At 60.1% G+C, this 22,480-nt stretch carries 20 protein-coding genes; 1 reads left to right on the plus strand and 19 read right to left on the minus strand.

Features of this window, described 5'->3' with window-relative positions; genetic code table 11:
* Positions 1–161: 161 nt before the first annotated feature.
* The 5 genes from AC57B1_RS19880 to AC57B1_RS19900 all read right to left on the minus strand — a co-directional run bounded on the left by AC57B1_RS19880 (position 162) and on the right by AC57B1_RS19900 (position 3,684).
* Positions 162–365 carry an AbrB/MazE/SpoVT family DNA-binding domain-containing protein gene (locus AC57B1_RS19880; RefSeq protein ID WP_496418391.1) on the minus strand — a complete coding sequence of 68 codons (204 nt, stop codon included), beginning with the start codon at positions 363–365 and terminating at the stop codon, positions 162–164.
* 481 nt (positions 366–846) lie between these two features.
* On the minus strand, positions 847–1,353 hold the full coding sequence (locus tag AC57B1_RS19885; protein WP_496418392.1) for an HAD domain-containing protein: 507 nt from the start codon (positions 1,351–1,353) through the stop codon (positions 847–849).
* Positions 1,354–1,374: 21 nt separating this feature from the next.
* The gene (locus tag AC57B1_RS19890) at positions 1,375–1,896 is read right to left on the minus strand and encodes an HAD domain-containing protein (RefSeq protein WP_496418393.1); all 522 of its coding nucleotides are present in this window, start codon (positions 1,894–1,896) and stop codon (positions 1,375–1,377) included.
* A 15-nt stretch (positions 1,897–1,911) separates the two neighbouring features.
* Positions 1,912–2,385 (minus strand): hypothetical protein, encoded by a 474-nt coding sequence (locus AC57B1_RS19895; protein ID WP_496418394.1) that lies wholly within the window; start codon positions 2,383–2,385, stop codon positions 1,912–1,914.
* A gap of 789 nt (positions 2,386–3,174) precedes the next feature.
* Positions 3,175–3,684: a hypothetical protein gene (locus tag AC57B1_RS19900; protein WP_496418395.1), complete on the minus strand. Its 510-nt coding sequence runs from the start codon at positions 3,682–3,684 to the stop codon at positions 3,175–3,177.
* Between the two features lie 306 nt (positions 3,685–3,990).
* On the opposite strand from AC57B1_RS19900, the gene AC57B1_RS19905 reads away from it, so the two are divergent.
* Positions 3,991–4,227 (plus strand): helix-turn-helix domain-containing protein, encoded by a 237-nt coding sequence (locus AC57B1_RS19905; protein WP_496418396.1) that lies wholly within the window; start codon positions 3,991–3,993, stop codon positions 4,225–4,227.
* Between the two features lie 849 nt (positions 4,228–5,076).
* Here the strand turns inward: AC57B1_RS19905 and AC57B1_RS19910 are convergent.
* The 14 genes from AC57B1_RS19910 to AC57B1_RS19975 form a co-directional block, all read right to left on the minus strand.
* On the minus strand, positions 5,077–6,678 hold the full coding sequence (locus tag AC57B1_RS19910; protein WP_091805156.1) for a peptide chain release factor 3: 1,602 nt from the start codon (positions 6,676–6,678) through the stop codon (positions 5,077–5,079).
* 735 nt (positions 6,679–7,413) lie between these two features.
* Positions 7,414–9,996 carry a fimbria/pilus outer membrane usher protein gene (locus tag AC57B1_RS19915; RefSeq protein WP_496418397.1) on the minus strand — a complete coding sequence of 861 codons (2,583 nt, stop codon included), beginning with the start codon at positions 9,994–9,996 and terminating at the stop codon, positions 7,414–7,416.
* Between the two features lie 183 nt (positions 9,997–10,179).
* Complete coding sequence (locus AC57B1_RS19920) at positions 10,180–10,923, minus strand: fimbria/pilus periplasmic chaperone (RefSeq protein WP_496418398.1); 744 nt, start codon at positions 10,921–10,923, stop codon at positions 10,180–10,182.
* A 73-nt stretch (positions 10,924–10,996) separates the two neighbouring features.
* Entirely contained in the window at positions 10,997–11,554 is a 558-nt protein-coding gene (locus AC57B1_RS19925; RefSeq protein WP_091805162.1) for a fimbrial protein, read from the minus strand.
* A 277-nt stretch (positions 11,555–11,831) separates the two neighbouring features.
* On the minus strand, positions 11,832–12,392 hold the full coding sequence (locus tag AC57B1_RS19930; protein WP_408352365.1) for a fimbrial protein: 561 nt from the start codon (positions 12,390–12,392) through the stop codon (positions 11,832–11,834).
* A gap of 414 nt (positions 12,393–12,806) precedes the next feature.
* A complete protein-coding gene (locus tag AC57B1_RS19935) occupies positions 12,807–14,189 on the minus strand; it encodes an MFS transporter (RefSeq protein ID WP_496418399.1) in 1,383 nt (460 codons plus the stop codon).
* A gap of 118 nt (positions 14,190–14,307) precedes the next feature.
* Positions 14,308–15,747, minus strand: coding sequence for an NAD-dependent succinate-semialdehyde dehydrogenase (locus AC57B1_RS19940; RefSeq protein WP_496418400.1), 1,440 nt, complete (start codon positions 15,745–15,747; stop codon positions 14,308–14,310).
* Positions 15,744–16,781, minus strand: coding sequence for an aldo/keto reductase (locus AC57B1_RS19945; RefSeq protein ID WP_408294583.1), 1,038 nt, complete (start codon positions 16,779–16,781; stop codon positions 15,744–15,746). The genes AC57B1_RS19940 and AC57B1_RS19945 overlap by 4 nt, the downstream gene beginning before the upstream one ends.
* 83 nt (positions 16,782–16,864) lie before the next feature.
* A complete protein-coding gene (fae, locus tag AC57B1_RS19950; protein ID WP_496418401.1) occupies positions 16,865–17,389 on the minus strand; it encodes a formaldehyde-activating enzyme in 525 nt (174 codons plus the stop codon).
* A gap of 604 nt (positions 17,390–17,993) precedes the next feature.
* On the minus strand, positions 17,994–18,284 hold the full coding sequence (locus AC57B1_RS19955) for an H-NS histone family protein (protein ID WP_091805180.1): 291 nt from the start codon (positions 18,282–18,284) through the stop codon (positions 17,994–17,996).
* A gap of 138 nt (positions 18,285–18,422) precedes the next feature.
* Complete coding sequence (locus AC57B1_RS19960; protein WP_496418402.1) at positions 18,423–19,622, minus strand: serine hydrolase domain-containing protein; 1,200 nt, start codon at positions 19,620–19,622, stop codon at positions 18,423–18,425.
* Between the two features lie 240 nt (positions 19,623–19,862).
* The gene (locus AC57B1_RS19965; protein WP_007178697.1) at positions 19,863–20,066 is read right to left on the minus strand and encodes a hypothetical protein; all 204 of its coding nucleotides are present in this window, start codon (positions 20,064–20,066) and stop codon (positions 19,863–19,865) included.
* A gap of 499 nt (positions 20,067–20,565) precedes the next feature.
* A complete protein-coding gene (locus tag AC57B1_RS19970) occupies positions 20,566–20,826 on the minus strand; it encodes a YgdI/YgdR family lipoprotein (RefSeq protein WP_408185047.1) in 261 nt (86 codons plus the stop codon).
* A gap of 87 nt (positions 20,827–20,913) precedes the next feature.
* A complete protein-coding gene (locus AC57B1_RS19975) occupies positions 20,914–22,389 on the minus strand; it encodes a sigma-54 interaction domain-containing protein (protein WP_496418403.1) in 1,476 nt (491 codons plus the stop codon).
* Positions 22,390–22,480: the final 91 nt, after the last annotated feature.

A 22,480-nucleotide genomic window follows, 5' to 3' on the forward strand; every position in this document is an offset into this window, starting at 1 on the left:
TGCGAGGGGAAAGCCGGACGGGTGTCAGAGCGCTACGGTGCCGGCGATACGGGTGGCTTTGCGGTCGAAAGTATGAAAAGGAGCTTGGCCGTTCGTCATTACGAACAAGATACCCAACAAGCACATCGTATCCAAAGAGGCCATTTAGCTACTCCATGAATTCATATCTTCGACATCCACTGCTTGTCCGTCTTCACCGACCCACCAGCTAGGTCCTGAATCGACCGAGTCTTCACGCGGACGATGACGTCTCCGTCTGGTGTCACCTGCCACTCGAGACGGGTGCCTGGTTCAGCGTGAAGTGCGGCTCTGACTTCTGCAGGAACGGTGGTCTGCCCCTTGGATGTCATGGTCGATTCGGCCATCGCTCGCTCCTTACCTTTCCTGCGATTGTAACTGCCCGATAGTGACGGCCTGTAGTGAGGTATGCCTTCCATGCATCTGTTGTTAGCAACAATAGACAGCGGTCTCGCGTATCGACCAATGCGCAAGCCAGACGATTTCGGCATCCTCTCCAGCTAGCTCGATGTAGATGGACATTCTTTCTCTCCTCAACGTTGTTCCCAATTAAAATCGAGTCTCAACTACCAACTAGCCTTTCCTCTCGCCCTACGTCGCCGCTCAAATTGTTCGTCTAGAATCGCCTCCTTGAGCGCCCGACCAATCTCGGCACTCCCCGTTGTCATCAACTCAACGTAGCGACGTGGCGTTAGCTCCGCTACGACATGAGCAAGACCAAGGTCGATTGCTATCGATAGCTGCCTTTTCAATCGCCTGCTCGGTCGGCTCTTGGATATTGAGGCGGGGCCTTGGTCAGGATTGGTAGCTTTCCTATGCGCGTCAGTTCTAGGCGTCATCATTAGGAGCTTTTGTGAAGAAGCGCTGGAGGCGCTCGCGGAATTGCTCGACGACTGCACTGTCGCCCAGTCCGACATCGGTTTGACAATGGACCAGCCTCTGCCGGTGCGCTTCGAATCCGTCAGCACGGTCATCTACGGCGAGCCACCTCAGCGGTGCGTTCCGCGAGACGTAGTCTAAAACCTGTGCTCCCCGTGGAAGAAGCGGCCAAACGACAGGATTCAAAGTGCATCCATCAAAGGTCGCACCGACGATGCGGTTCTGTAGACTTTGAGACGGGATTGCGTTGCGCGTCAATTCGGTCCCGAAGACGAACGACCAGTCGCTCGATAGGACAATCTCTACATCAGGATAGGGAGTTAGCAAGTCATCAAGCACAATGGCGTATTCAAACAGCTTGATGTTAGGCGCGCTGCTCATCACACGGTTTCCAGAGCGACGTGCGATGCCTCGATGAAGGACCCCATCGATGTCTAAAAATAGGACGTGTTGCATTGTGTACCTGCTGAAATTTCGTTATCCGAATTGCTCTGAAAGTCGAGTGCGGAGTAACGTCTGAGTCCTGACGTCACCTAAGCCAGAATTCTCGTCGCACCTTACGACGTGAGACAGATGCTCACCGAAACCAATGATTTCATCGTCAATTGCGAGCCAACTCGTCAGACGATGGGTCAGGACGTAGCGCAAAATTTGAGTCCCGCGTGCCTTCGACGCCCACGTGTCGGCGTCGAAATACCTCGAGTGATATGTCGCACCGACCACGCGCTCACTTAATGCTCGCGGCAACGCCTTTTTCGCTCGCAGGTAGCCCAAATGATGTACCCACGACGTCGAAAGAACTATTTCTACACTGTCGTGCGGGGCAAGGCATTCGACGAGAATCGGCGCAAATTCGAAAAGCCGCACGGAAGGAGAGATACTGGTGATGCCTCTCCGGGTGCGAACGACCCCAAAGCGGTGAAGCACTCCGTCGAAATCCAGAAATAAGACTTGCCGATTCCGCTCCGTTTTCGTGATGCTGTCGACTTTGCCATTCATAGCAGCCGCTGAATGTCAGCCTTCGCCTTGAACCGTATCCTTCGGTTCGCGTTCGGCATTGCCGGTGCTTGCCACACGCGCGGCGATGCTGGCGAATTGCGTCACGCTCAGCGGCACGCCTACCTCCACGTAGAAGCTGTCGGAACTGAGATACGTGTTTTCGTCCCAAATCACACCGCGTCCATCCTCGAAATCGATGATGCACATGTTTGTACCCGGCACCTCTCTAACGCATGCGACACGCCGAACCACCATGTCTCCGCTAACTGCCTTTGAACACAAATACACAGCCGGCCTAGCCGAATCTGCTTTCGCGAGTAAATCTCGAACGCTAGCGAAGGTGTGTGCAATAAAAGCGCTCTCCGAGGCATCGCCGGTCTTCCTACCGTAGCGCACGTGGAAAAAGGCGTCATCTGACACTCTGAGTGGCAAGAGACTGCGCTGTGTTTTGGTCGTGCGCTGTTCGGTCATGACACCGTCTTCCATCATTTAACTCCTGCATTGTTGAGGCTAGCCATAGTGCCGCCTCCAGTCAGACCGCGCGTTAGTGTTGCGGTGCGTAAAAATGCGGATGAGACCGGCGACCAGCAAACGCTGGTCGCCGTAGCGCCGGACTCTCTATCTGAAACTACAGAACTCCCATTCCAGGTGGGACCCGGCTCGTCGGGCGGCACCGCACTTTTCCACCAGCACGTGCGGCCTTTCTAGTGCGCGAAAATAAGTGACCACTCTTGATTCTTTCTGGTCCTCAGCCTTCGCTTCGGGAGGTCATCATTCTCTGCGTCGTAGAGGCCCACACGCCCCGATGTCCATGAGTCGGCGCAGCGCCGCATTGTGTATTGCACGCATTTTCTCGCGAAGCGCCTGTACGGCCGCCGTCGGTATCCGTCGTATCTGACGGCAACCTGTTTTGACGATGCGACTCGGGAGCACGTTGTCCTCGACGAGCTTCCTGACGACTATGCGCGGAACGCCCAGTAGTCGCGCGGCGGCGTCAAGCGAGAGTTCTTCGACCTCGCCCGGTTTATTCGCCTGCGTCATGTATGGGTCCCTCTTAGAAGGACAGTCGCAATTGCTGGAGAAACAGTTCGATGACAGCAGGGCCGCCTACGCCGAACTCTGTTTGACAACTTGCGAATCGGTGACGGCAGGACTCGAATCCGTCGGCGAACCGGATGTTGAGATGAAGATAAGCATGTCACAGAGTACGCCCTCCCATCTATGCTTCGTTAACCTAACTTTTGCAGTGTGCATCGTCGTGTCTTTCTGTCCGCTTGCTTACCCCTCGCCGAGTATCGAGCGAAGCCTCCGCTGAAATTCTACGTCGTCCCTTGCGTGCACGAGCGAAAGCATCCTGCTGGCCCGGCGAAGGGCATGACCTGAGACGGTTGCACGGAGCATGTCGTCGAACGCGAGTTCCCGAATTGCAGGCTCCCCGATTGCCCGCAGTTGCCCCACCAGAGCGGACTGAGCTGATTCGTTGAATCCCAGATGCATATCAACGTCGACGCGCCGAGCGTCCGTGAGTTTTGAAAACTCAGACTCCGTGGAGGCAACGACCACGTACGGCTCGGTGCGGCCATTCATGAAATCAAGAATCGCTTCTTCTTGGCGGTCAGCCATCGTGCTGACGAAATTTGTGACACGCCGCCCGAGTGTAGAGAATGCCTGTCGCAGCGAGTCGAGGCTGTAATGAAACGGCCACGCGTTCCCGACGACTATGGCCACACCAGGGTAGTCGCACAACGTCTCTGTCAAAAGCGAAACATCGGACTCGAGCCTGCGCATTTTTGCCACCTCACCGTGGCACGGCGGCACCCTGAAATTTAGGTTTAATGGGCCGAGAGCGCCGCTCACGCAGAAAAATACGTAGACCACTTCTGCCCCTTTTTGTGCCTGCCAGTGCACGGCGCGACCACGCGGCCGCCGGCTACCGCCAGAGTTGTCAACGCACCCAGCTCAACACGAAGTGCGCGTTTGCAGTCCGAGAACAGGGTTGGTATATCCGGCAGTGTAGATGTTTACACGGTATGTGTAAACACAGTAGATGTTTGATGAGTAGACGAACAGGCGTCGTTCGGCGAATCTCCAAGCATGGACGAATTTGATAAGAAGGAAGTCGACCCGTGGTTGCGCCGAATACTAGCCGCGAACGTGCGCCGGCTACGTGACGCAAAGGGCCTTTCGCAGGAGAAGCTAAGTGTGGATTGCGGGTTTCATCGCACGTACGTCAGCCAGGTGGAACGGGCGGTAACGAACATAACGCTAGACAATCTTCAAAAGCTCGCGGAGGGATTGGGCGCGGACCCACAAATCCTGCTGAAGGGGTAGATGGCGGTCTCAGATGGACGTTGCCACGCCTTGCGGAACCGATTCCCGGCGGCCCACCTCACATTGCTTTCCGTTCGCAATCTCGAACACGGTAGCCATCTCTTTGTCGCGGCCCATTCGGCGGCTATTTCACCACCGCTTAGCGGACGGTCGTGAGGCGCGCGATGTGAAGCGCTCGCTTCGGTTTGACGAAGGCCGAAACAGACTATCCTGCTGCATCAATGCTCGTCCGCGCGACTCCCGCTTACTCACTCCCGGTTCAGAAGCCACGCATTGAAAACGTCCCGCCTCCAACGCAAGAGTTCGTGGTCACGAAGAAGGGCACGCGGTGGGAGCAACCAAGGCCGATGTTTTGCTCGCAACCGGATGGTTGCGACTGAAAGAGCCAAAGCCTCGCCGAGTTCGTGTGCGTTGAGGTAGGTGTCGGTTGATGTGCAGTCGGTCGATGTCATGCACCGTATAGCTCACGACATTAAATGCGGGTACTTCGGCTTCCTTGCACGTTTGAGATATTCTTCACGCGCAGCTCATATGGCGACCAACGGAGCGGCGACCATCGACGATGGAAGCATGCAAAACATCCTAACGAATGCAAACGCGTGGCGAACTTGGCGAGCCGGCTCATCCAACAACGCTAGCGCTCGGCAGACCCGTAACATCTTCGAAAGCTTCAGTTCTTAATCATCCGAGCCCTCGATTGGCCGCCTGCTGCGACTGCAGCGGGCGCGCCGTTGGCTGGCGAAAGTCTTCGACCTTGATATACCACGCAAGGCCTGAAGACTCTCTTGTAACACCGAGGACTTTATTGTGAGGCTGAAGACTTTTTTGCAACCCCACACCGCCACAGACTTACATCGCCTTCTTGAACGGCGCGCCCGAATGCTCGCGCAATTCGTTGAACACGATCTTCGGCCACGCCTTCTGCGCGACTTCGATCTCGGACACGTGCGAAGCAAGATAAGTCGGCGCATCCGACGCGTCGAGCGCAATGCGCGCCGCGTACGAATCGGTGAAGCGGCGCAGTTCGGCCGGATCGTCGCAGGTCACCCAGCGCGACATGCGGTAACGCGCCGGCGCCATACGCACGTCGACCTTGTATTCGGTCGACAAACGGTGCGACACCACTTCAAACTGCAGTTGGCCCACCGCACCGAGAATCATCAAGCCGCCCACTTCCGGACGGAACACCTGAATCGCGCCTTCCTCGCCGAGTTGCTTGAGCGCCTCGCCGAGCTGCTTGGCGCGCATCGGGTCGACCACTTCCACCGTCTGGAAAATTTCCGGCGCGAAGAACGGCAGGCCGACGAACTGCAACTGCTCGCCTTCGGTCAGCGTGTCGCCGAGACTCAGCGTGCCGTGATTCGGAATACCGATGATGTCGCCCGGATACGCCTCGCTCACCGTCTCACGACGCTGCGACAGGAACGTCACCACGTTGTTCGCACGGAACGTCTTGTTCGTGCGCGTCACCTTCACGGCCATGCCGCGTTCGAAATGCCCCGAGCACACGCGGATAAATGCCACACGGTCACGGTGCGCCAGGTCCATGTTCGCCTGCACCTTGAACACGACGCCGGTGAACTTGGGCTCGTCCGGCATGACCGGACGCTGCACGGTCATGCGCATGGAGGGCGGCGGCGCCAGATCGACCAGCGCGTCGAGAATTTCCTTCACGCCGAAGTTGTTGATCGCCGAGCCGAACAGCACGGGCGATTGCTGACCGGCGAGGAACTGCTCGCGATCGAAATCCGGCGAAGCGCCGGTGATCAGATCGATCTCTTCCTTCGCCTTGATCCAGGCATGGCCGAAACGGCGTTCGCCTTCTTCGTCGCTCGGCGCTTGCAGCGTTTCCACTTCGCCGCCGGCCTTGTCCTGCCCCGCGCGGAAAATGCGCACCTGATCGCGCTGGATGTCGTAGACACCCTGGAAGTCCTTGCCCATGCCGATCGGCCACGTGAACGGCACGGCGGCGACGCCCAGATGCTGCTCGATTTCGTCGAGCAGTTCGAGCGGTTCGCGCACTTCGCGGTCGAGCTTGTTGATGAAGGTGACGATCGGCGTCTTACGGCTGCGGCAGACTTCGAGCAGCTTGAGCGTTTGCGCTTCGACGCCGTTCGCGCCGTCGATCACCATCACGGCGGCGTCGACCGCGGTCAGCACGCGGTAGGTGTCTTCAGAGAAGTCTTCGTGGCCCGGCGTGTCGAGCAGATTGATGACGGCGTCGCCGTACTCGAACTGCATCACCGAGCTCGCCACCGAAATGCCCCGCTGCTTTTCGATCTCCATCCAGTCGGACGTCGCGTAACGGTTGCTCTTGCGGCCCTTCACAGTACCGGCGATCTGAATCGCGCCCGAGAACAGCAGCAGCTTTTCCGTGAGCGTGGTCTTACCCGCATCCGGGTGGGAAATGACCGCGAACGTGCGGCGGCGTTTGAGTTCGGAGACTGACATCGGGTCTGGCGGTCACGGATAGGGGTTCGGGCGGTTCCCGGCGGCTTGTGGCTGCCGGTGTGCCACGCCTTGCGCGGCGGCGTCGAGCTGCGGGAGTTGGGCCGGCGGCCCGCGTCACAATGGCAACTCAGCCGCGTCGGAAACAGGTCACGAACGAGCGTTCGACAATACGGGAATCGCCAGCGCAGAACAGCGCAGGGAACGAATGATACACGTCATGGGGAACGGCGTATCGAAAAGGGGCAGGTGCGGCGGAGAAGCGGCAGGCGGGTCTGCCCCAGGAGGCCTACTGATAGGACATCGTGAAAGTGGCCAGCGCTCTGATCGAGCCTGCCTCCATATCTCCCGTTCGGCCAAAGCGTAGCAGTCATCTCTACCGGTGCTGAATCGTCAAATCTGCAGGGCATCTGAAACTGTGTTGGCGCGAGCGTGGCAATCGTCGCACCAACCGTTGGATTGGCGGGCACGGAGATCGATCCCGCGCTGATTATGTTGTCTGCTCCGCTTGCATTACAGATAAGCGCTGCGTGAGCAGCCCTGGCCGCGAACAAATTGAAAACCAGCAACAACATGAGGCACCCGACTATCCGAATGCGCGAACGGCGGTCGCGCCGCGCAACGGTCGCACAGGACAATGCCTCATAGACTGTCGCTTTTCGACTGCAAAGTTGCAGACAAGATTTGAACGCTGAGATTCAATCACCCTTCGAATTCAGTTGCTGAGTACTACGTCAATCAAGGTTCGCCTTTTCCGGTTGGCGTCCCATCCACGCAGTGCCCTTCCACAGACATGTAGACCGCCCCCGCGTTACGCGTCTGCGCCGGCAGCACATAGTCAATGTGGCATTGCTCGGAGGCCGTCGCACCCCATTTCACGAACAGCGAGCCTTTGTCTTCGATCCCGCGCGCGAAAATCCGGCTGTCCTGCGCAACGACGCCTACCGTGCGTCCACTTGCATCGACGACATCCGCGCCGAACGGCAACGCCTTGCCGCCGAGTTGCGGCGCGCGAATCAGCACGGCGCGTCCGGTCACCGTCTTGTACCTGATCATCACCACTGAGCCCAGCCGCGGCACCGCCTGCTCCGACGTCGATTCAAACTCGACATCGGTCGAGGTGCCCTTCGGATCGATATCCACCGTGTTCATGCCATACGGCGTCAAATACGGAACCACCGCAAAGCCGCCTCCGTTGAGCTTCACGCCGGGTGAACTGGTGACGCTCGCGCCTGCGGCGCCCGGCGCTTCAATAATGCCGAACGTGTCGCCCACCGTCTGCGAGAAGGTGACGCCGCCCGGATGCGCGACGATCGACCCGCTCACCCCTGCCGACACCTGGCTCGATCCGGTTCCCCCGCTCGCCGATCCCGTCAACTGCGCGTACGGTGCGCGATAGGTACCGCTCGCACCCGCGCTCGCCGTGCTGGCGCCGGAGCCGCCGCCGTACGTCCCATACGCGCTGTATGAGTACTGGTTGCGATCACCCAACGAACCGCTCACGTTGGCCAGCAGACTGGTCTTGCCGCCGGAACTGCTGAGGTTCGTCGACATGAGCGGCGAATGCGGGTCATGGCCGAGCGGCAACGTCGTGCCCAGCATGATCTGGTCCGACATCGATCCGTTCGAACTGCGCGTGCGCCCTGCGCTGATGCTGTACGTACCGTACCTGAAACGATGGGTGTAGCCTGCCTGATAGAACACATCGCTGCCGCTGCGATTCCAGTATTGCTGTGCGGAAGCGTTCAGGTAGACCGTGCCGTATTCCTTGAAATTCTGATTGAGCGTGGCCTGAAAACGATTGCGCTGGCGATACACCGAATTCGGATCGCCGCCGTGCATTGCGAGGTCACGCGCGGACGCGGCGTCCCACAAGTTCATGTACCCGGCCGTCGAATAGCGATACGCCGCGATCGCAATGTTGGTGTTGGTCGGATTGATGAACTTGCTATAACCAACGCGCAAGCTGGTGCCACGCGAGGTGGCCTGATTCGGAATCTGCGTCTCGGCGGCCGTCACGTCCACGGAGAAAGCACCCAGCTGCGTGTTCAGTGCGGCGCCCAGGTCGGCGGCCAGATAGCCGTCCGCAGCGACACCGCCGCCATAGAGCGTGATCAGATTGGTCAGCCCGCGCTGCAATGTGAACTGCGCGAAAGTCGGTTTGGTTTCGAGCGTGGCATAACGAAGCTCACCGGCAGTGACCGAAAACCGTGTGGTGCCGGGCCGCAACGACTGGGCGACCGAGGCGTAAGGCACGGTAAAGCTTTTCGTGCGGCCATTGGCCTCGGTGACGGTGACATCCAGGTTGCCGCCATAGCCGGTCGCGTACAGGTCATTGATTTCGAACGGGCCCGGCGACACGGTGGTTTCATCAATCACCTGCCCGTTCTGCCGAACCGTCACGCGCGCGTTCGATTCAGCCGTGCCACGCACGACCGGCGCATAGCCGCGCAGGGATTCTGGCAGCATGCGGTCGTCGGTGGCGATCTGCGCGCCGCGAAATGGCACGCTGTCGAACACATCGCCGGTCGTGTAGCCGTCGCCGACCGTCAACTGCGACTTCATCGCGGTGATATCACGCTGAAGGTAGGTCGCAATGTTGTCGAACTGCGTGGCGGCACCGGCTTGCCGGGTCATCGAGGACTGATGGCGGAAGTGCCACGCGCCGATGTTCACGCCGGCATTCAAACCGACATGGCTTTGAGTCGATTCAACACCCGATCCAGCGCTGTGGTACGCGTTCGCGTTGTAGCTCAAGAAAGCTGCGTTGACTCCGTTCTGCCACATCTCGGGCGGCACGTAACCGCGCGCGGTGTTTCGCATGTACTTTTGCGGCACGCTGAGGCTGATCTTCTGTTCCGCGAAATCGAAGTCAACGGTCGCGTCGGGCACGGCCGCCGCGAGGTCGACGCATTCGCCGGTAACGCCGGTGTCGGCCGCCGGTTCCGCCTTCACCTTAGCCTCGCTGCTCGCCGCGATCTTGGCGAAATCGACGCCAAGCTTCTCCAGCATTTGGCGGCTAAGGCAAGGACGCGCCGCAGTCGTTCCGCTCGCGGCGACAAACCGCACGTCATGACGCGCGACACGAATGCCGTTGAGGTACACATCGACGGAATAAATGCCTTCAGATACCGGGTTGCCACGCGCGAAGCGCGAGACGTCCACCGTCGCATTCGGATCGACGCGCAGAAATGTCGTATCGAACTCCACGGCTGCGCCCGCTTGAGCGGGTTCGGACGCCTGTGCGCCTGTCGGCTGAACGCCGCCCAGCACCGCGAATGCCAACGTGACAACGGCGGCGACCGGGTTGAGATTGAACACACCAGCGCGTTCAGTGCCACGAGCGGCCGACCTGCGACAGCGTAGGTCCTTCATGATGTGATCGGAATTGAATGTCCCGCCGCAGGCGTGCGTCATCCATGCGTTGCCGGCGCAACGCGCGCCGTGCAGAGAAAGGGTTGGCCAAAGGCGGCACGCTGCCGCCCCCGGCCGGGCTGTGGCGGTCTAGTCGCCGAGCGCCGCGTCGCCGGTGATCGGGCCGCCGTAGTCGCTGATTGCGATGTAGTGCACCTTCGCGCCCGCGGCGACACCATTCATCTTCGCGATCGGCAGGACCGCTGATGTGCGCGGTGCAACCATGCCCCCTTGCTCGTTCCTGAAGGTGTGGCCATTGCTCTCGACGTCGATCTCACTGAACGAGACGTAGTAAGGCGTCGGATTCGAGACGTTGAGCGCCTGCCCTTTGCCATCCGCCGACGCCGCGATGCTCCAACGCAGTTGCGCGGCCGCATCTTCGGGTTTGCCGGGTAGCTTGTCCGGCCGCGCGAAAACCTTGATGCGGGTGCGATAAGCGAGGCTCAAAGTATTGGCGTCCGAAGCAGCACTTGCCTTTGGTGGGATGTCCAGCACATTGAGCCAATAGACCGACTCGCGGTCCTGAGGTAATGATTCGCCCGTGTACATCACGCGTAACGTCTGCGCCTTTTTCGCGTCCATGCGGAAAATCGGCGGCGTAATCACGAACGGCACTTTGATTTCGCCGGGTTTGGCATCGGCATTGCCGTCGTCGATCCAGACCTGCACGAGGGAGGGTTTGTGGCTGTCGTTATCCAGTTTGACCGAGACTTCACGCTGCTCGAGTGGATACACCACACGCGTACCGCCAATAGTCACGCTTGCCTGTGTGCTGCCGGCCAATAGCGCACAGGCAAAGCCGATTACTATCGGCATCTTGTTGAGCAGCTTCATTACAGTCTGTCTTTCAATAATCCAGAGGAAGGTCGCAAAAAGCGCCGGCCTGGCGAACGCTTCGGATCTTCGCTTACTGGTATTCCATCGAATATTGAACCGACGAGGTGACCGTACCGGGAGCCGCAACGCCTGTTGCGTAGTACTGCGCGAAATACTGCAGGGTTGCCGCGCCGCCCGTGATGGTTGCCCCGTCCGTGGAGACATCGTTGTTCGCGCCCGTCGTGACGTTGATCGGTTGCATCTGCGCGTTGAGGAGACGAACCTCCACGTTTTGCGCGGTGCCGCTGTTCGACAGATAGCCATTCGTCTGGTCGACCGTCGGGCCGTTCTCGAAACGCGCAACTGCTTTGGTGGCCGTGCCGCTGCAGCCGCTCAGTTTCAGTTGCAGATCTGCAGGGTTCGACGTACCGGCCACTTCGCCTGACGACGAAAGCGAACCAGTCGGGACCGGCGCCAGCGTGACTGCCTTGTCGGCAGGGGTACCGCTTGCGCTGCCGTTGATCGAACACGTGCTATCGGTCACGGTGCCGGAGATGGAGATCGTGCCATCCGCCGCATGGGCGCCAAGGGGTACGAGACCGAACAGAGTGCCGGCGGCGATCGCGATTGCGGGGAGGGATAACTTCATAACGTTCAGTCCAATAAACCAAGAAAAACCGATCAAATCAAAACGCAATCCTTGTATTGCTCAAGGATCGCCCCATGCGTCAAGCATGCCAATCATTCAGTTCAGGAATACGATAGTTCCTGCTCTAAACGCCTGACCTGTCCTTCCGAGATAGGAGAATGCGATGTTAAGTTGTCCCACATTAAAATTACATGAGACAAATCGCCTCTTTCCGTGATTTCAGTCAATGGATTGATTGAATCAATGCACGCCGGTAAGGAGTGTCTCTATCTGGGGTTTACTGATATTGCATCGTGTATTGAACCGACGTGTAGACCGTACCCGCCTGGGCTGCATCGAGCGCGTAATACTGTGCGAAATACTGCAGCGTTGCCGCGCCGCCGGTGATAGCCACCCCGCTCGTACTGATATCGTTGTTCCTGCCCGTCAGCACATTGATCGGCTGCATTTGCGCGTTGAGCAATTGAACTTCCACGTTTTTCGCGGTGCCGCCCTGGTTCGCCAGAAGGCCCGTTGACTGGTCGATTGTCTGGCCGTTTTCGAAGTTGGCAATCGCTTTGGTAGCCGCGCCAGTGCAACCCGTCAAAACGAATCTCAGATCTGCCGCGTTCGACGTACCAGCCACGGCACCTGATGTTGTAAGCGCACTGGCCGGAACCGATGGCAGCGTGACTAACAGGTCGGCGGGCGTGCCACTCGCCGAGCCGTTGATCGAGCAAGTGGTGTCTGTCACCGTGCCACTGATGGTGATCGTACCGTCCGCCGCATTGGCGCCAGCCGGCGCGAGACTCAACACACCGCCAGTAGCGATCACGAATGCGGAGATCATCGATTTCATTGCTGTATTCCTAAAGATTAGAAAACTCAACGGCAGTCGCGGAGATACGTCGTACCGTTGCACACCTCGATCACGCTGATTTCGCAAGGTAAACAGGCAAAATAAAATGCCGAATAACTTGATGTCGCGCAAAAAAGTCAATCGTAAGTTTTACTGGATAAGAAATACATGAGGCAAATTGCCTTTCCTGAGATTTCGACGGGGATATCAGGCACCAAGTGGCTGGCTGTGTGTCCGGCAGAGTGATGCATCAATGCACGAAGAATCGGTCGAACTGGCTCTTCGTGAATAGGCTGGACGCGGCAATCCGCCGCGCAAAATTGGTGGCGGGCAGCAAGCTGATCAGCCTGTCCAAAAGAAAAACCCGCCGCATCGTTGCCAATGCGGCGGGTTATTTTCGAACAGAGAAAAGCGCTACGCGCCGCTCGCCTCGTTCAACGTCAAATGCTTCGTCTCGGGCGCCCACGCAATCGACACCACCATCCCGATCAGCAATACTGCGGCAAGCACCATCATCGTGATATGGAAACCCAGATGCACGATGCCGAGCGGCAGCAAAAACGTGCCGACCGCCGAGCCAAGACGACTGCACGCAATCGCGAGACCAACGCCGCAAGCACGCACCTCGGTGGGAAAGCACTCCGGCGGAAACACGCCGACCAGATTGGAAAACGCCGACATGGTCAGCGTGAAAATCGCGAATGCGACAATCATCCCCAATGCCGCCGACTCCGGCAGCACACTCAACGCGATCAACGAAACACACGTCACCGCGAACGAACCGATCAGGAAGACACGACGCGGCAGCTTGATCGTCAGCCAGATACCAATCAGCGCGCCGAGCACGAGAAACCCATTGAGCAGAAAATCCGCGCTGGAATCGTTGTTCAAATGAATCGCTTTCAGAATGGTCGGCAGAAATGTATAGACCGCGAAATACGGAATGACGAGACACACAAAGAACGCGCAATTGAAAATCGTGCGTCGAATCAGATCCGGTTTGAACAACCGCATAAAGCCGCCCGCCGTTTGCGCGTGCTCATCATGAGCGCCGTCGAGGGTCACGTTCGCGCCAAAATGCTTGAGCATGACCGATTTGGCCTCCGCGACCCGGCCTTTGCCATGCAACCAGCGCGGCGACTCCGGCGTGCCTACGCGCAACACGAGCACGATCAACGCCGGCACGCCCGCCGACGCAAGCAACCAGCGCCATGCATCCGGCGAAGCATCGGCGTAATGCATGCCCAGCACGTTCGCCACCAAGTAACCGATCGTCCACACCACGCTGAACGACCCGAGCAACGTGCCACGGTGCTTGCGCGGCGAGAATTCCGCGAGAATGGCGTGCCCCACCGCGAAATCGCCGCCCATGCCGAAACCGATCACCACCCGCAGCAGACACAATTCGAGCGGTGAGCGCACATAGAACTGCGCAAACGCGGCTGCGGTAATGATCAGAAAGCTCAGCAGAAAAATCTTTTGTCGTCCCAGGCGATCGGACAACCAGCCGAAAACCAGACTGCCGAAGAAAATGCCCATCAATGCGGAACTGCCGATTATGCCCATCCAGAAAGCGTCGAGCGGCATCTGCCGATTCATCGATGCGAGCGCGTAACCGATCGTGCCGAGCGCGAAGCCTTCGGTAAAGTGCGCGCCGAACGTCAAGCCGGCGATCTTGACGTGAAAGGCATTGAGCGGAACATCGTCGAGAGGAATGGGGCCGTGCGCGGGTGCTGCCGCCGCCGGCAAAGTGGGGGCGAGGCCGAGAGTGGCCGCCTGCATGTCCTGATTGCTCACGCTGTCTCCTTCGTTGGTATGAGTCGTCGGGCGTGGCTGGCGTGCTGCCGGTTGCCCGATTGCGTGGTCCGCCAGTGCGGCACGCGTGTGCATGCCGCAGCGGCCCGCGGTCTGAAGATCAGCGTGCGAGGCCGCCCATCATCATGTATTTCAGTTCCGTGTATTCATCGAGCCCGTACTTCGAGCCTTCGCGACCGAGCCCTGACTGCTTGACGCCGCCGAACGGCGCGACTTCCGTGGACAGAATCCCTTCGTTGATGCCGACCATGCCGCTCTCCAGCGCTTCGCCGACGCGCCAGGCGCGAGCCAGGTCGCGTGTATAGAAATACGCCGACAAGCCGAACGGCGTGTCGTTAGCCGCGGCAATGGCTTCCTCTTCGGTCTTGAAACGAAAGCATGCGGCCACCGGGCCGAAGGTTTCTTCCCCGGCGATCAGCATCGAACTGGAGGCGTCGGCAAGAACGGTCGGTTCATAGAACGTGCCGCCGAGCGCATGCGGTTTGCCGCCCGTCAAAATCTTCGCGCCCTTTTGCAATGCGTCGGCAACGTGCGTTTCGACCTTCTTCAGCGCCGCCTGATTGATCAGCGGACCTTGTTCGACCTCGCCTTGCAACGCGTTGCCCACGCGCATCTTGCACACGGCTTGCGTCAGCGCAGACGTGAATGCTTCGTAGATGCCGTCCTGCACGTAGAAGCGATTCACGCACACACACGTCTGCCCGGTGTTGCGGAATTTCGAAGCCATCGCGCCCTGCACGGCGGCGTCGAGATCCGCGTCGTCGAATACGATAAAGGGTGCGTTGCCGCCGAGTTCGAGCGAGAGCTTTTTCAACGTGTCCGCCGATTGCTTCGCCAGCAGCTTGCCGACGCGCGTCGAGCCGGTGAACGACAGCTTGCGCACCACGTCGGATTCGGTGAGCACGCTGCCGATCGCGACGGCGTCGCCGGAGACGATGTTGAACACGCCCGGCGGAATACCCGCCTTCTCCGCGAGCACCGCCAGAGCGAACGCCGATAACGGCGTTTCCTCCGATGGCTTGAGCACCATCGTGCAGCCGGCCGCGAGCGCGGGACCGGCCTTGCGCGTAATCATGGCGAGCGGAAAATTCCACGGCGTAATCGCCGCCACCACGCCCACCGGTTCGCGCGTCACGATGATCTTCGCGTTCGGATTGGGGCTCGGGATGACGTCGCCATACGCGCGCTTCGCTTCCTCAGCGAACCATTCGAAGAAGCTGGCCGCATAGCCGACTTCGCCGCGGGCTTCGGCAAGCGGCTTGCCTTGTTCGAGCGTCAGCAGTTCTGCAAGCGCGTCGCGATTCTCGAGCATCAACTCGCCCCAGCGTTTGACGCGCGCGCTGCGCTCTTTTGCGGTCAGCGAACGCCATGCGGGAAACGCGCGCTCGGCAGCCGCGATAGCTTGCGCGGTTTCCGCCGCGCCACCTTTGGCCACTTGCGCAACCACCTCGCCGGTTGCGGGATTCAATACGGCGTATGTGCCGGCGCTTTCGTACCACTCGCCGCCGATGTAATGCGCTGTGCGGAGAAATTCGTTCATGCCGCCTTCTCCAGCGTTTCGACGAACACACCTTGTGCGAGCCGCGGTTCGCGGGCAACACGCTTGCCCGCGGTGTAATCGTTGATCAGATCGCACGGCGTGTAGTTGCGTTCGAGTTCGAACAGTTCGTCCGCCGAGAGCGTCGTGCCGAGCGCCGCGAGCGCGCTATCGAACTGCGCCGGCGTATCCGCGCCGACCAGCATGCTTGCGACGCCGCCATGGTTCAGCACCCACGCCTGCGCGATTTGCGCGGCCGACACCCCGCGCCGTGCGGCCACGCGCGCCACCGAAGCGGCAATCTCACGCGAAGCCACATCGCCATACATTTGCGCGGTGAAGAAGTCGGTCTGATTGCGCGTCGAACCCGGATCGCACGTCAGCAGCCCACGCGCCAGCGGACTGAACACCGAGACGCCGACGCCCTGATCCTGGCAATACGGAATCATTTCGCGCTCTTCCTCTCGGTACGCCAGGTTCAACTGCAACTGCATGTTGATCGGCTTGTGCCAGCCGTTGCGCTCGCAGACCTGCATGATCTTTGCGAACTGCCACGTGTACATGGTCGATACGCCAATGTAGCGGGCCTTGCCGGCGCGCACGATATCGTTGAGCGCACCCATGGTTTCCTCGACCGGCGTGTTCACGTCGAAGAAATGCAGCATGTAGATGTCGACGTAATCCATGCCGAGACGCGTGAGCGAGGCGTCGATGCCATCCATGATGTGCTTGCGCGAATGGCCGCCGGCGTTCTGATACGCCCCCATGTCGTAACCGACCTTGGTCGTCACGACGATTTCCTCGCGGCGCGCAATACGCTTCAGAATGCGCCCCACCACTTCTTCGCCCACGCCGGTCGAATAGAAGTCGGCGAGGTCGATGAAATTGACGCCCGCTTCCAGCGCATGCCGGACAATCGGCTCGCTTTGCGCTTCATCGAAAATCCACGGCTTCCATTGCGGCGTGCCCATATTCATCGTGCCGAGGCACAGACGCGAAACCTTCAGGCCGGATTGGCCGAGGCGAATGTATTCCATTGTGCTTGTCTCCTTCCTGGTCGCATCCAGCGGCGCGGACGGTGAGTGGCGCATCCACGCTCACCGAACGGCGCGGCATGCGATTAACGTTGTTTCGGCGTGTAGAACGGGTTTGATACGTCGCGTGCCGCGGCGAATACTTCATCGCGATGCGGCAGGCCTTTCATCGCCGCGAGGATCGCGTTCCTGCACGCGCGATAGTTGTTTTCGAAGACGGCATCGAGATCGTCCGTACTCGGGTTGACCCAGTTCGCGGACACCACCACCCAATCGTTTTCTGCTTCGGGCGGCAGCGTGCCGTTCTCCAACGACTCCGCCACCGCCTTCGCAATGCCGGCTTGCGAGGCGCCCCACGTCGCATTGCCGTGGAAGTCGCTGCCGATCTGCGCCTTGTTCACATAGAGCGTCAGCGGCTTGGTCGGCACGCCCGGACGCGCGATGACGACGAAAGGCGCGTGGCCCGCGGACGGCGTCGCCAGTGCGGTGGCGAAGGCCTGCCCTGCCGGGCCGTTACGCGGGCCGACCAGTATGTTGATGTGCGCGAGGTTGACGCCGGGGCCTTCGAATCCTTCGCCGATAAAGAGTTGTTTGTCCGTCGATACGCTCATGGTCGTTCCGTCGAGGTTGAGTGGATGGCCGATTGTGACGTTCGACATCCGCGACCCTGTATCGATGAGTTTTGATGCGGGGTATGAGAGGAACTCAACTCCGGGTTAGTCCGGAGCGCAGTGGTATGCGCGTATCGGTGAGCGCAAAGGTGAGGGTTTTCGGGACTCTCGCCGACGCACCCTCGAATGGCGATGAAAGGTGAGCATGCCGAAGCTCGTTCTCGCACCTGCGCGAACGCGATGTGCGGCGTGTCGAGCGCAACGCGACAACTGGAAAGGGAATGAGGCGGGAACCGCAGCGATTCTTCGCAGAGCCTGGGAACGCCCGCCAGTTATGGCTGGCGCGGGTTTCCGCGAAACAGGATGAGTCGCCGCGAGGCGCGGCGTCAAGCTGGACGCAAGGTGCGTCACTCGCCAAAACCTGGCTTACCGAAGCAGAGGGCCGAGGCGCAAACCGCACAGCCTGGCCAACGACTCCGGCTCCAGGTTCACTCGAAAGGTGAGCGTTTTCGGGACCTGCGTGACGGTGCGAGAAACTCCGCTCGCGACATCACTTCAGACAATCCGGCGCATGACGAGCGGACACGCCATGCGCCTACGCGCTTCAGACTTCGATCAGAAAGCGCTCGCGATTCTTGCCGGCGAGCCACGCGGGCGAGCGCCCACGGCCGCTCCAGGTTTCGCCGGTCTTCGGATTGCGATACTTGGCAACCGAAGCGGTTTTGCGGGCCGTAGTGCGCTTGCTCGTAAAACCCAACTCTTCGGCCGTCAGATCGTATTCGGCCACCTTCTGCTTGATGTCGGCGATCGCCTGCGCAATTTCCTTCTCGCGGGCCGCTGCGACTTCCTTGTGGAGTTTTTCGAGTTGGGCAGTCAACTGCTTGTACGAGGCCATGGCGGGTGCTCCGATCGTTTTGACGAGTACTGAAGTGCGGACACTATCAGACGAATAAATTACCGGATAGAGAGGCGTAAAGCCAGGCGCCGTTGACGCGGCCAGCAGCCGTCGGCCTGCCCGCCGCAGCCCGGTCTCTCAATCGTCAATCGCATCGTACACGCGGCGTTCGAAGTCAACTGCCATAGAAAACGGTTCGATCGACCGCCGTTGAATCAGCATCAGCCCAATCAGGTCCTCGACCGGATCGGCGAACCAGCTCGTGCCATAGGCACCCGGCCAGCCGAACGACCCCGCCGAGCGATAGCCGAGCGGCAACTGCTGCGCAGGATCATCGACGACCGACACGCCGAGGCCGAACCCCTGGCCTGCCCACAGCACATGTCCGAAGGCCGGCACGCGGCGTTGGTCGCGCGTCAGGAAGTTCGAGCGCATCAGATCGACTGAGCGATGCGACAGCAAACGCGTCGTACCGACCCGCCCACGTCCGAGCAGAATTTGCGCGAATTGCAGATAGTCCTGCGCTGTCGAAATCAGGCCACCGCCGCCGCTCTGGAATCGGTCCCGATTCGCCCATCGGCTCGAAGCAGGATGATCCTCGACCACCCGCCGTCCCGTGCCCGCTTCGACGCCATAGGCGGTGGCCAACCGTGCGAGTTGTGCATCGGGCACCCAGAACGCCGTATCGCGCATGCCGAGCGGCTCGAAAATCCGCGTCCGGAAAAACTCGCCGAGCGGCATGCCGCTCACGCGTTCGATCAGCACGCCGAGCACGTCGGTCGCGATGCCGTAGTGCCAGCGTGAGCCGGGCTGAAACATCAGCGGCAAATCCGCGATGCGGGCGAGCCACGTGTTGGCGTCCATGCGCGCTTCGAAACCGTTGAATGCGGCCGCGTAGGCCTTGGACAGCGGCCCGGTTGCGGTGAAGGCATAGGCGAAGCCCGCGCGATGCGTCAGCAGATCCAGCACGGTGAGCGACGCTCTGGCCGGGTCGGTTTCGTCGAGCGGACCGGTGGGGTCGCGCAGCACGCGCGGTGCGGCCAGTTCAGGCAACCAGAGGGAGATAGGCGTGTCGAGGGCGAGCCGGTCCTCTTCGATCAGCATCAGGATCGCGGCGCTGGTGACCGGCTTGGTCATTGAGGCAATGCGGAACAGCGTATCGCGCTCCATGGGCAATTGCGCGGCTTCGTCTCGCATGCCGAGCGGCTCGAAGTAGCCGATCTCGCCGCGCCGCCAGACCATTGAAACCACGCCCGCCACTTCACCGCGTTCCACATAGCCTTGCATGGCGTTGGTCAACGCCGTCAATCGAGACGCAGAGAGCCCTGCTCGTTGCATGTTCGTCCTGAGTCAGTGGGTAGGAATGCCGGCCTGCTCTTTATGGCTTGGGGGTGCCGTCCGTCCGCGTTGGTCTAATGCCCGCATCCGTCCGTCTGGCGCGTACGCAGCAAATGCGCGGCTTGCATCAAGACAGCCGTCCGGTACGCGGCAACCTGCCCGGCCGTTACGTTCCTTAATTTTTGCAGACGATGTTACCCGATGAAAGGGAACGTCGAAGCCGCCCACCGTTGCGGTAGTTCAGCCTTTTTGCCGCTCTTCCAGCGCCGAAAGCGCGGCGTTGAGCCGTTTCACGCGGCTCGCTTGCGCCGGCACCCGAACCGCGCCCGATACGGAATCGATGCGGCTGCGCCAATACGATAGCGGGATGCGGTCCTCAGCGGAGATATGCGAGATTACGTGTTCAAGATGTTCAATATCTTTTTCGAGTTGGTGGTGATTCATTGCTTTCCCCGGATTACTCGTTGAACTATTTTCACTGCGTAAATAAAAGCATAAAGCGTGCCGTTTTGGTTCTTTTTATCTGAAACGGAAAATCCTTCCTGAGCACCCTCCACGCAAGGACTGAAGCGGCAAAACCTGCTTGCTGCCTGATTTCCAAGACCGTCAGAAAAGAATAGCGCCGCTAAACTTCGCGTTCCGTTAGGTTCCGCACCGACTTAGCTTAACGGCAAAAAATTCGCGGATTTAATTTCGACCGGCGGTTGGAAATAATATGAAGCGCGGCATTAAAAACCATTACGCATAAGTGCCGCAGGGCGAAGCTGCATTCGACGCAGGGCTTTACGACCGCCATGCACTTGTCGTCCCGATCTCGAGGAATCGAATGAACCGATTTGCCGGGTGCAGATGAAATCGGCGCTGCGAGAGAGGCGCCCGCCGTCACAATCGGGCGGCGGGCCGAAGGAAGAGAATGCCGGAGACGCTTATCGCGCCCGCGCCGTTATTTCGCCCGGCAGGCGTAAATCAGATTGAGCGTGCCATTCTCGGTCGACTGGCGCACCACGTCGAACGCGCCGCCGCATCCCGCGCTGGCCTGCTGCGAGCACGAGTCGGAACCGGCCGGGCACTGCACCAGCGTCGTTGCGCGACCATCCGAGAGAAACAGCGGCGCGCTACTGCTGCAACCGCTCAGCGCGACCACGGCGCCGACCGCCAGCGTGGCGCTGGCCCGGCTCGCAAAGGAGGAGAGACTGCGTTTCATCTGAAACCCCGATCACATCTTGTTTTTCGATCACGCGATTGTGCCACGCGGCAATTACGCTGCGTCACTCGACGTCGCCGAACGTGGTCATACGCCGATGCCGTAAGCGGCGATTTTCTTATAGAGCGTCGCGCGGCCCATGCCGATCTGATTGGCCGTCTCGATCACGCGGCCACCGTTGGCGCGCAAGGCGTCGATCAGGAAACGCTTCTCGAAGGCCGCCATCGCATCGCTCCACGACGCCGGTTCGGGCGCGCCGGCTGGCGCGCCCGAAGCGTGCGCCGCGGACAGCGCCTCGGTGGCCGCCAAACGACGATGCCCGCCGCCCTGCGCCGAGCCGATAAACGGTGCCAGCGCCCGCGCATCGATCCGCTCGCTGTCGGAAAGCATTACGGCGCGCTCCAACGTATTGCGCAATTCGCGCACGTTGCCCGGCCAGTCGTAGGAACACAGCAGCCGCAGCGCGTCGTCCTGCAATTCGAAGTGACTGCCGCCACTTGCCTGCGTCGACAGGTCTTCGAGCATGGCGTAGGCAAGCGCTTCGATATCGGAGACCCGCTCGCGCAAAGGCGCCGCGTGGATGGTCAGCACATTCAGCCGATAGAACAGGTCGGCGCGAAAGCGCCCCGCCGCGACCAGCGCCGGCAAATCGGCCGAAGTCGCCGCGATGATCCGGACATCCGCGCGCACGATCCGGTTCGAGCCCAGCGGTTCGAACTCCTTGTCCTGCAACACGCGCAGCAGCTTGCCCTGCAACGGCAGCGGCATATCGCCGATCTCGTCGAGAAACAGTGTCCCGCCGTTCGCGAGCTCGAACTTGCCGACACGGCCTTTGCGGTCCGCGCCTGTGTACGCGCCGGGCGCGGCGCCGAAGAATTCGACCTCGAGCAAGGTGTCGGGAATCGCCGCGACGTTGACCGTCACGAGCGGCTGATTCGCGCGCGCCGAGCCGCCGTGGATGGCATGCGCCAGCAACTCCTTGCCGGTGCCGGTTTCACCGAGCAGCAGCACGGGCGATTCGAGTTGCGCCGCGCGGCGCGCCTGCCGCTTCACTTCGAGACTGGCCGCGCTCGTGCCGACGAAACTGCCGAACGTATATTTCGCGCGACGCGCCTGGGCGAGCGACCGGCGCGTTGCGATCAACTCTTCCTGCACGCGCGAGTAGTGGGAAAAGAGCGGCGTCAGTGCCTTTAGCTCATCGAAGAGCGCAAAGCCGACGGCGCCGACAGTGACGCCCGCGTCGTCCTTTAGCGGCAGACGCGTCACGACGAGCGGTTCGCGGTCCGTTTCCAGAATATCGAGCAGAATCGGTTTGCCGGTGTTGACGACCTCGCGCATCAGGCTATTGGGAATCACCGCCTCGCAATCGCGGCCAATCGCCTGCTCGGGGTCCGAAAAACCGAAGCGCGCCGCATAGCGCTTGTTGATCCAGACCACGCGCGCGTCGGCGTCGACGATAAAGGTGCCTTCGCTGAAATTTTCGAATGTGCGAAAGAGCGAATCCATCGCCCGGCGCAATACGTCGCCGTAAGTGGCAGGCAGGCCTGCCCAGTCGTTCATCATGCTGTCGCTGTCTCCGGCTAACATCTTTTTATGATTGTCTCATTTCGTAGACAAGCTTATCTCATCAAAGAGATCGCCAGCAAGCCTGCGG

Source organism: Paraburkholderia sp. BGA-UO-ETr-F21 (assembly GCF_059567925.1).

Bases quoted from the DNA above. Each gene is read 5' to 3' on its own strand.
- AC57B1_RS19880 (WP_496418391.1), bottom strand. From the start codon at position 365: ATGGCCGAATCGACCATGACATCCAAGGGGCAGACCACCGTTCCTGCA.
- AC57B1_RS19885 (WP_496418392.1), bottom strand. From the start codon at position 1,353: ATGCAACACGTCCTATTTTTAGACATCGATGGGGTCCTTCATCGAGGC.
- AC57B1_RS19890 (WP_496418393.1), bottom strand. From the start codon at position 1,896: ATGAATGGCAAAGTCGACAGCATCACGAAAACGGAGCGGAATCGGCAA.
- AC57B1_RS19895 (WP_496418394.1), bottom strand. From the start codon at position 2,385: ATGATGGAAGACGGTGTCATGACCGAACAGCGCACGACCAAAACACAG.
- AC57B1_RS19900 (WP_496418395.1), bottom strand. From the start codon at position 3,684: ATGCGCAGGCTCGAGTCCGATGTTTCGCTTTTGACAGAGACGTTGTGC.
- AC57B1_RS19905 (WP_496418396.1), top strand. From the start codon at position 3,991: ATGGACGAATTTGATAAGAAGGAAGTCGACCCGTGGTTGCGCCGAATA.
- AC57B1_RS19910 (WP_091805156.1), bottom strand. From the start codon at position 6,678: ATGTCAGTCTCCGAACTCAAACGCCGCCGCACGTTCGCGGTCATTTCC.
- AC57B1_RS19920 (WP_496418398.1), bottom strand. From the start codon at position 10,923: ATGAAGCTGCTCAACAAGATGCCGATAGTAATCGGCTTTGCCTGTGCG.
- AC57B1_RS19925 (WP_091805162.1), bottom strand. From the start codon at position 11,554: ATGAAGTTATCCCTCCCCGCAATCGCGATCGCCGCCGGCACTCTGTTC.
- AC57B1_RS19930 (WP_408352365.1), bottom strand. From the start codon at position 12,392: ATGAAATCGATGATCTCCGCATTCGTGATCGCTACTGGCGGTGTGTTG.
- AC57B1_RS19940 (WP_496418400.1), bottom strand. From the start codon at position 15,747: ATGAACGAATTTCTCCGCACAGCGCATTACATCGGCGGCGAGTGGTAC.
- AC57B1_RS19945 (WP_408294583.1), bottom strand. From the start codon at position 16,781: ATGGAATACATTCGCCTCGGCCAATCCGGCCTGAAGGTTTCGCGTCTG.
- fae (WP_496418401.1), bottom strand. From the start codon at position 17,389: ATGAGCGTATCGACGGACAAACAACTCTTTATCGGCGAAGGATTCGAA.
- AC57B1_RS19955 (WP_091805180.1), bottom strand. From the start codon at position 18,284: ATGGCCTCGTACAAGCAGTTGACTGCCCAACTCGAAAAACTCCACAAG.
- AC57B1_RS19960 (WP_496418402.1), bottom strand. From the start codon at position 19,622: ATGCAACGAGCAGGGCTCTCTGCGTCTCGATTGACGGCGTTGACCAAC.
- AC57B1_RS19965 (WP_007178697.1), bottom strand. From the start codon at position 20,066: ATGAATCACCACCAACTCGAAAAAGATATTGAACATCTTGAACACGTA.
- AC57B1_RS19970 (WP_408185047.1), bottom strand. From the start codon at position 20,826: ATGAAACGCAGTCTCTCCTCCTTTGCGAGCCGGGCCAGCGCCACGCTG.
- AC57B1_RS19975 (WP_496418403.1), bottom strand. From the start codon at position 22,389: ATGATGAACGACTGGGCAGGCCTGCCTGCCACTTACGGCGACGTATTG.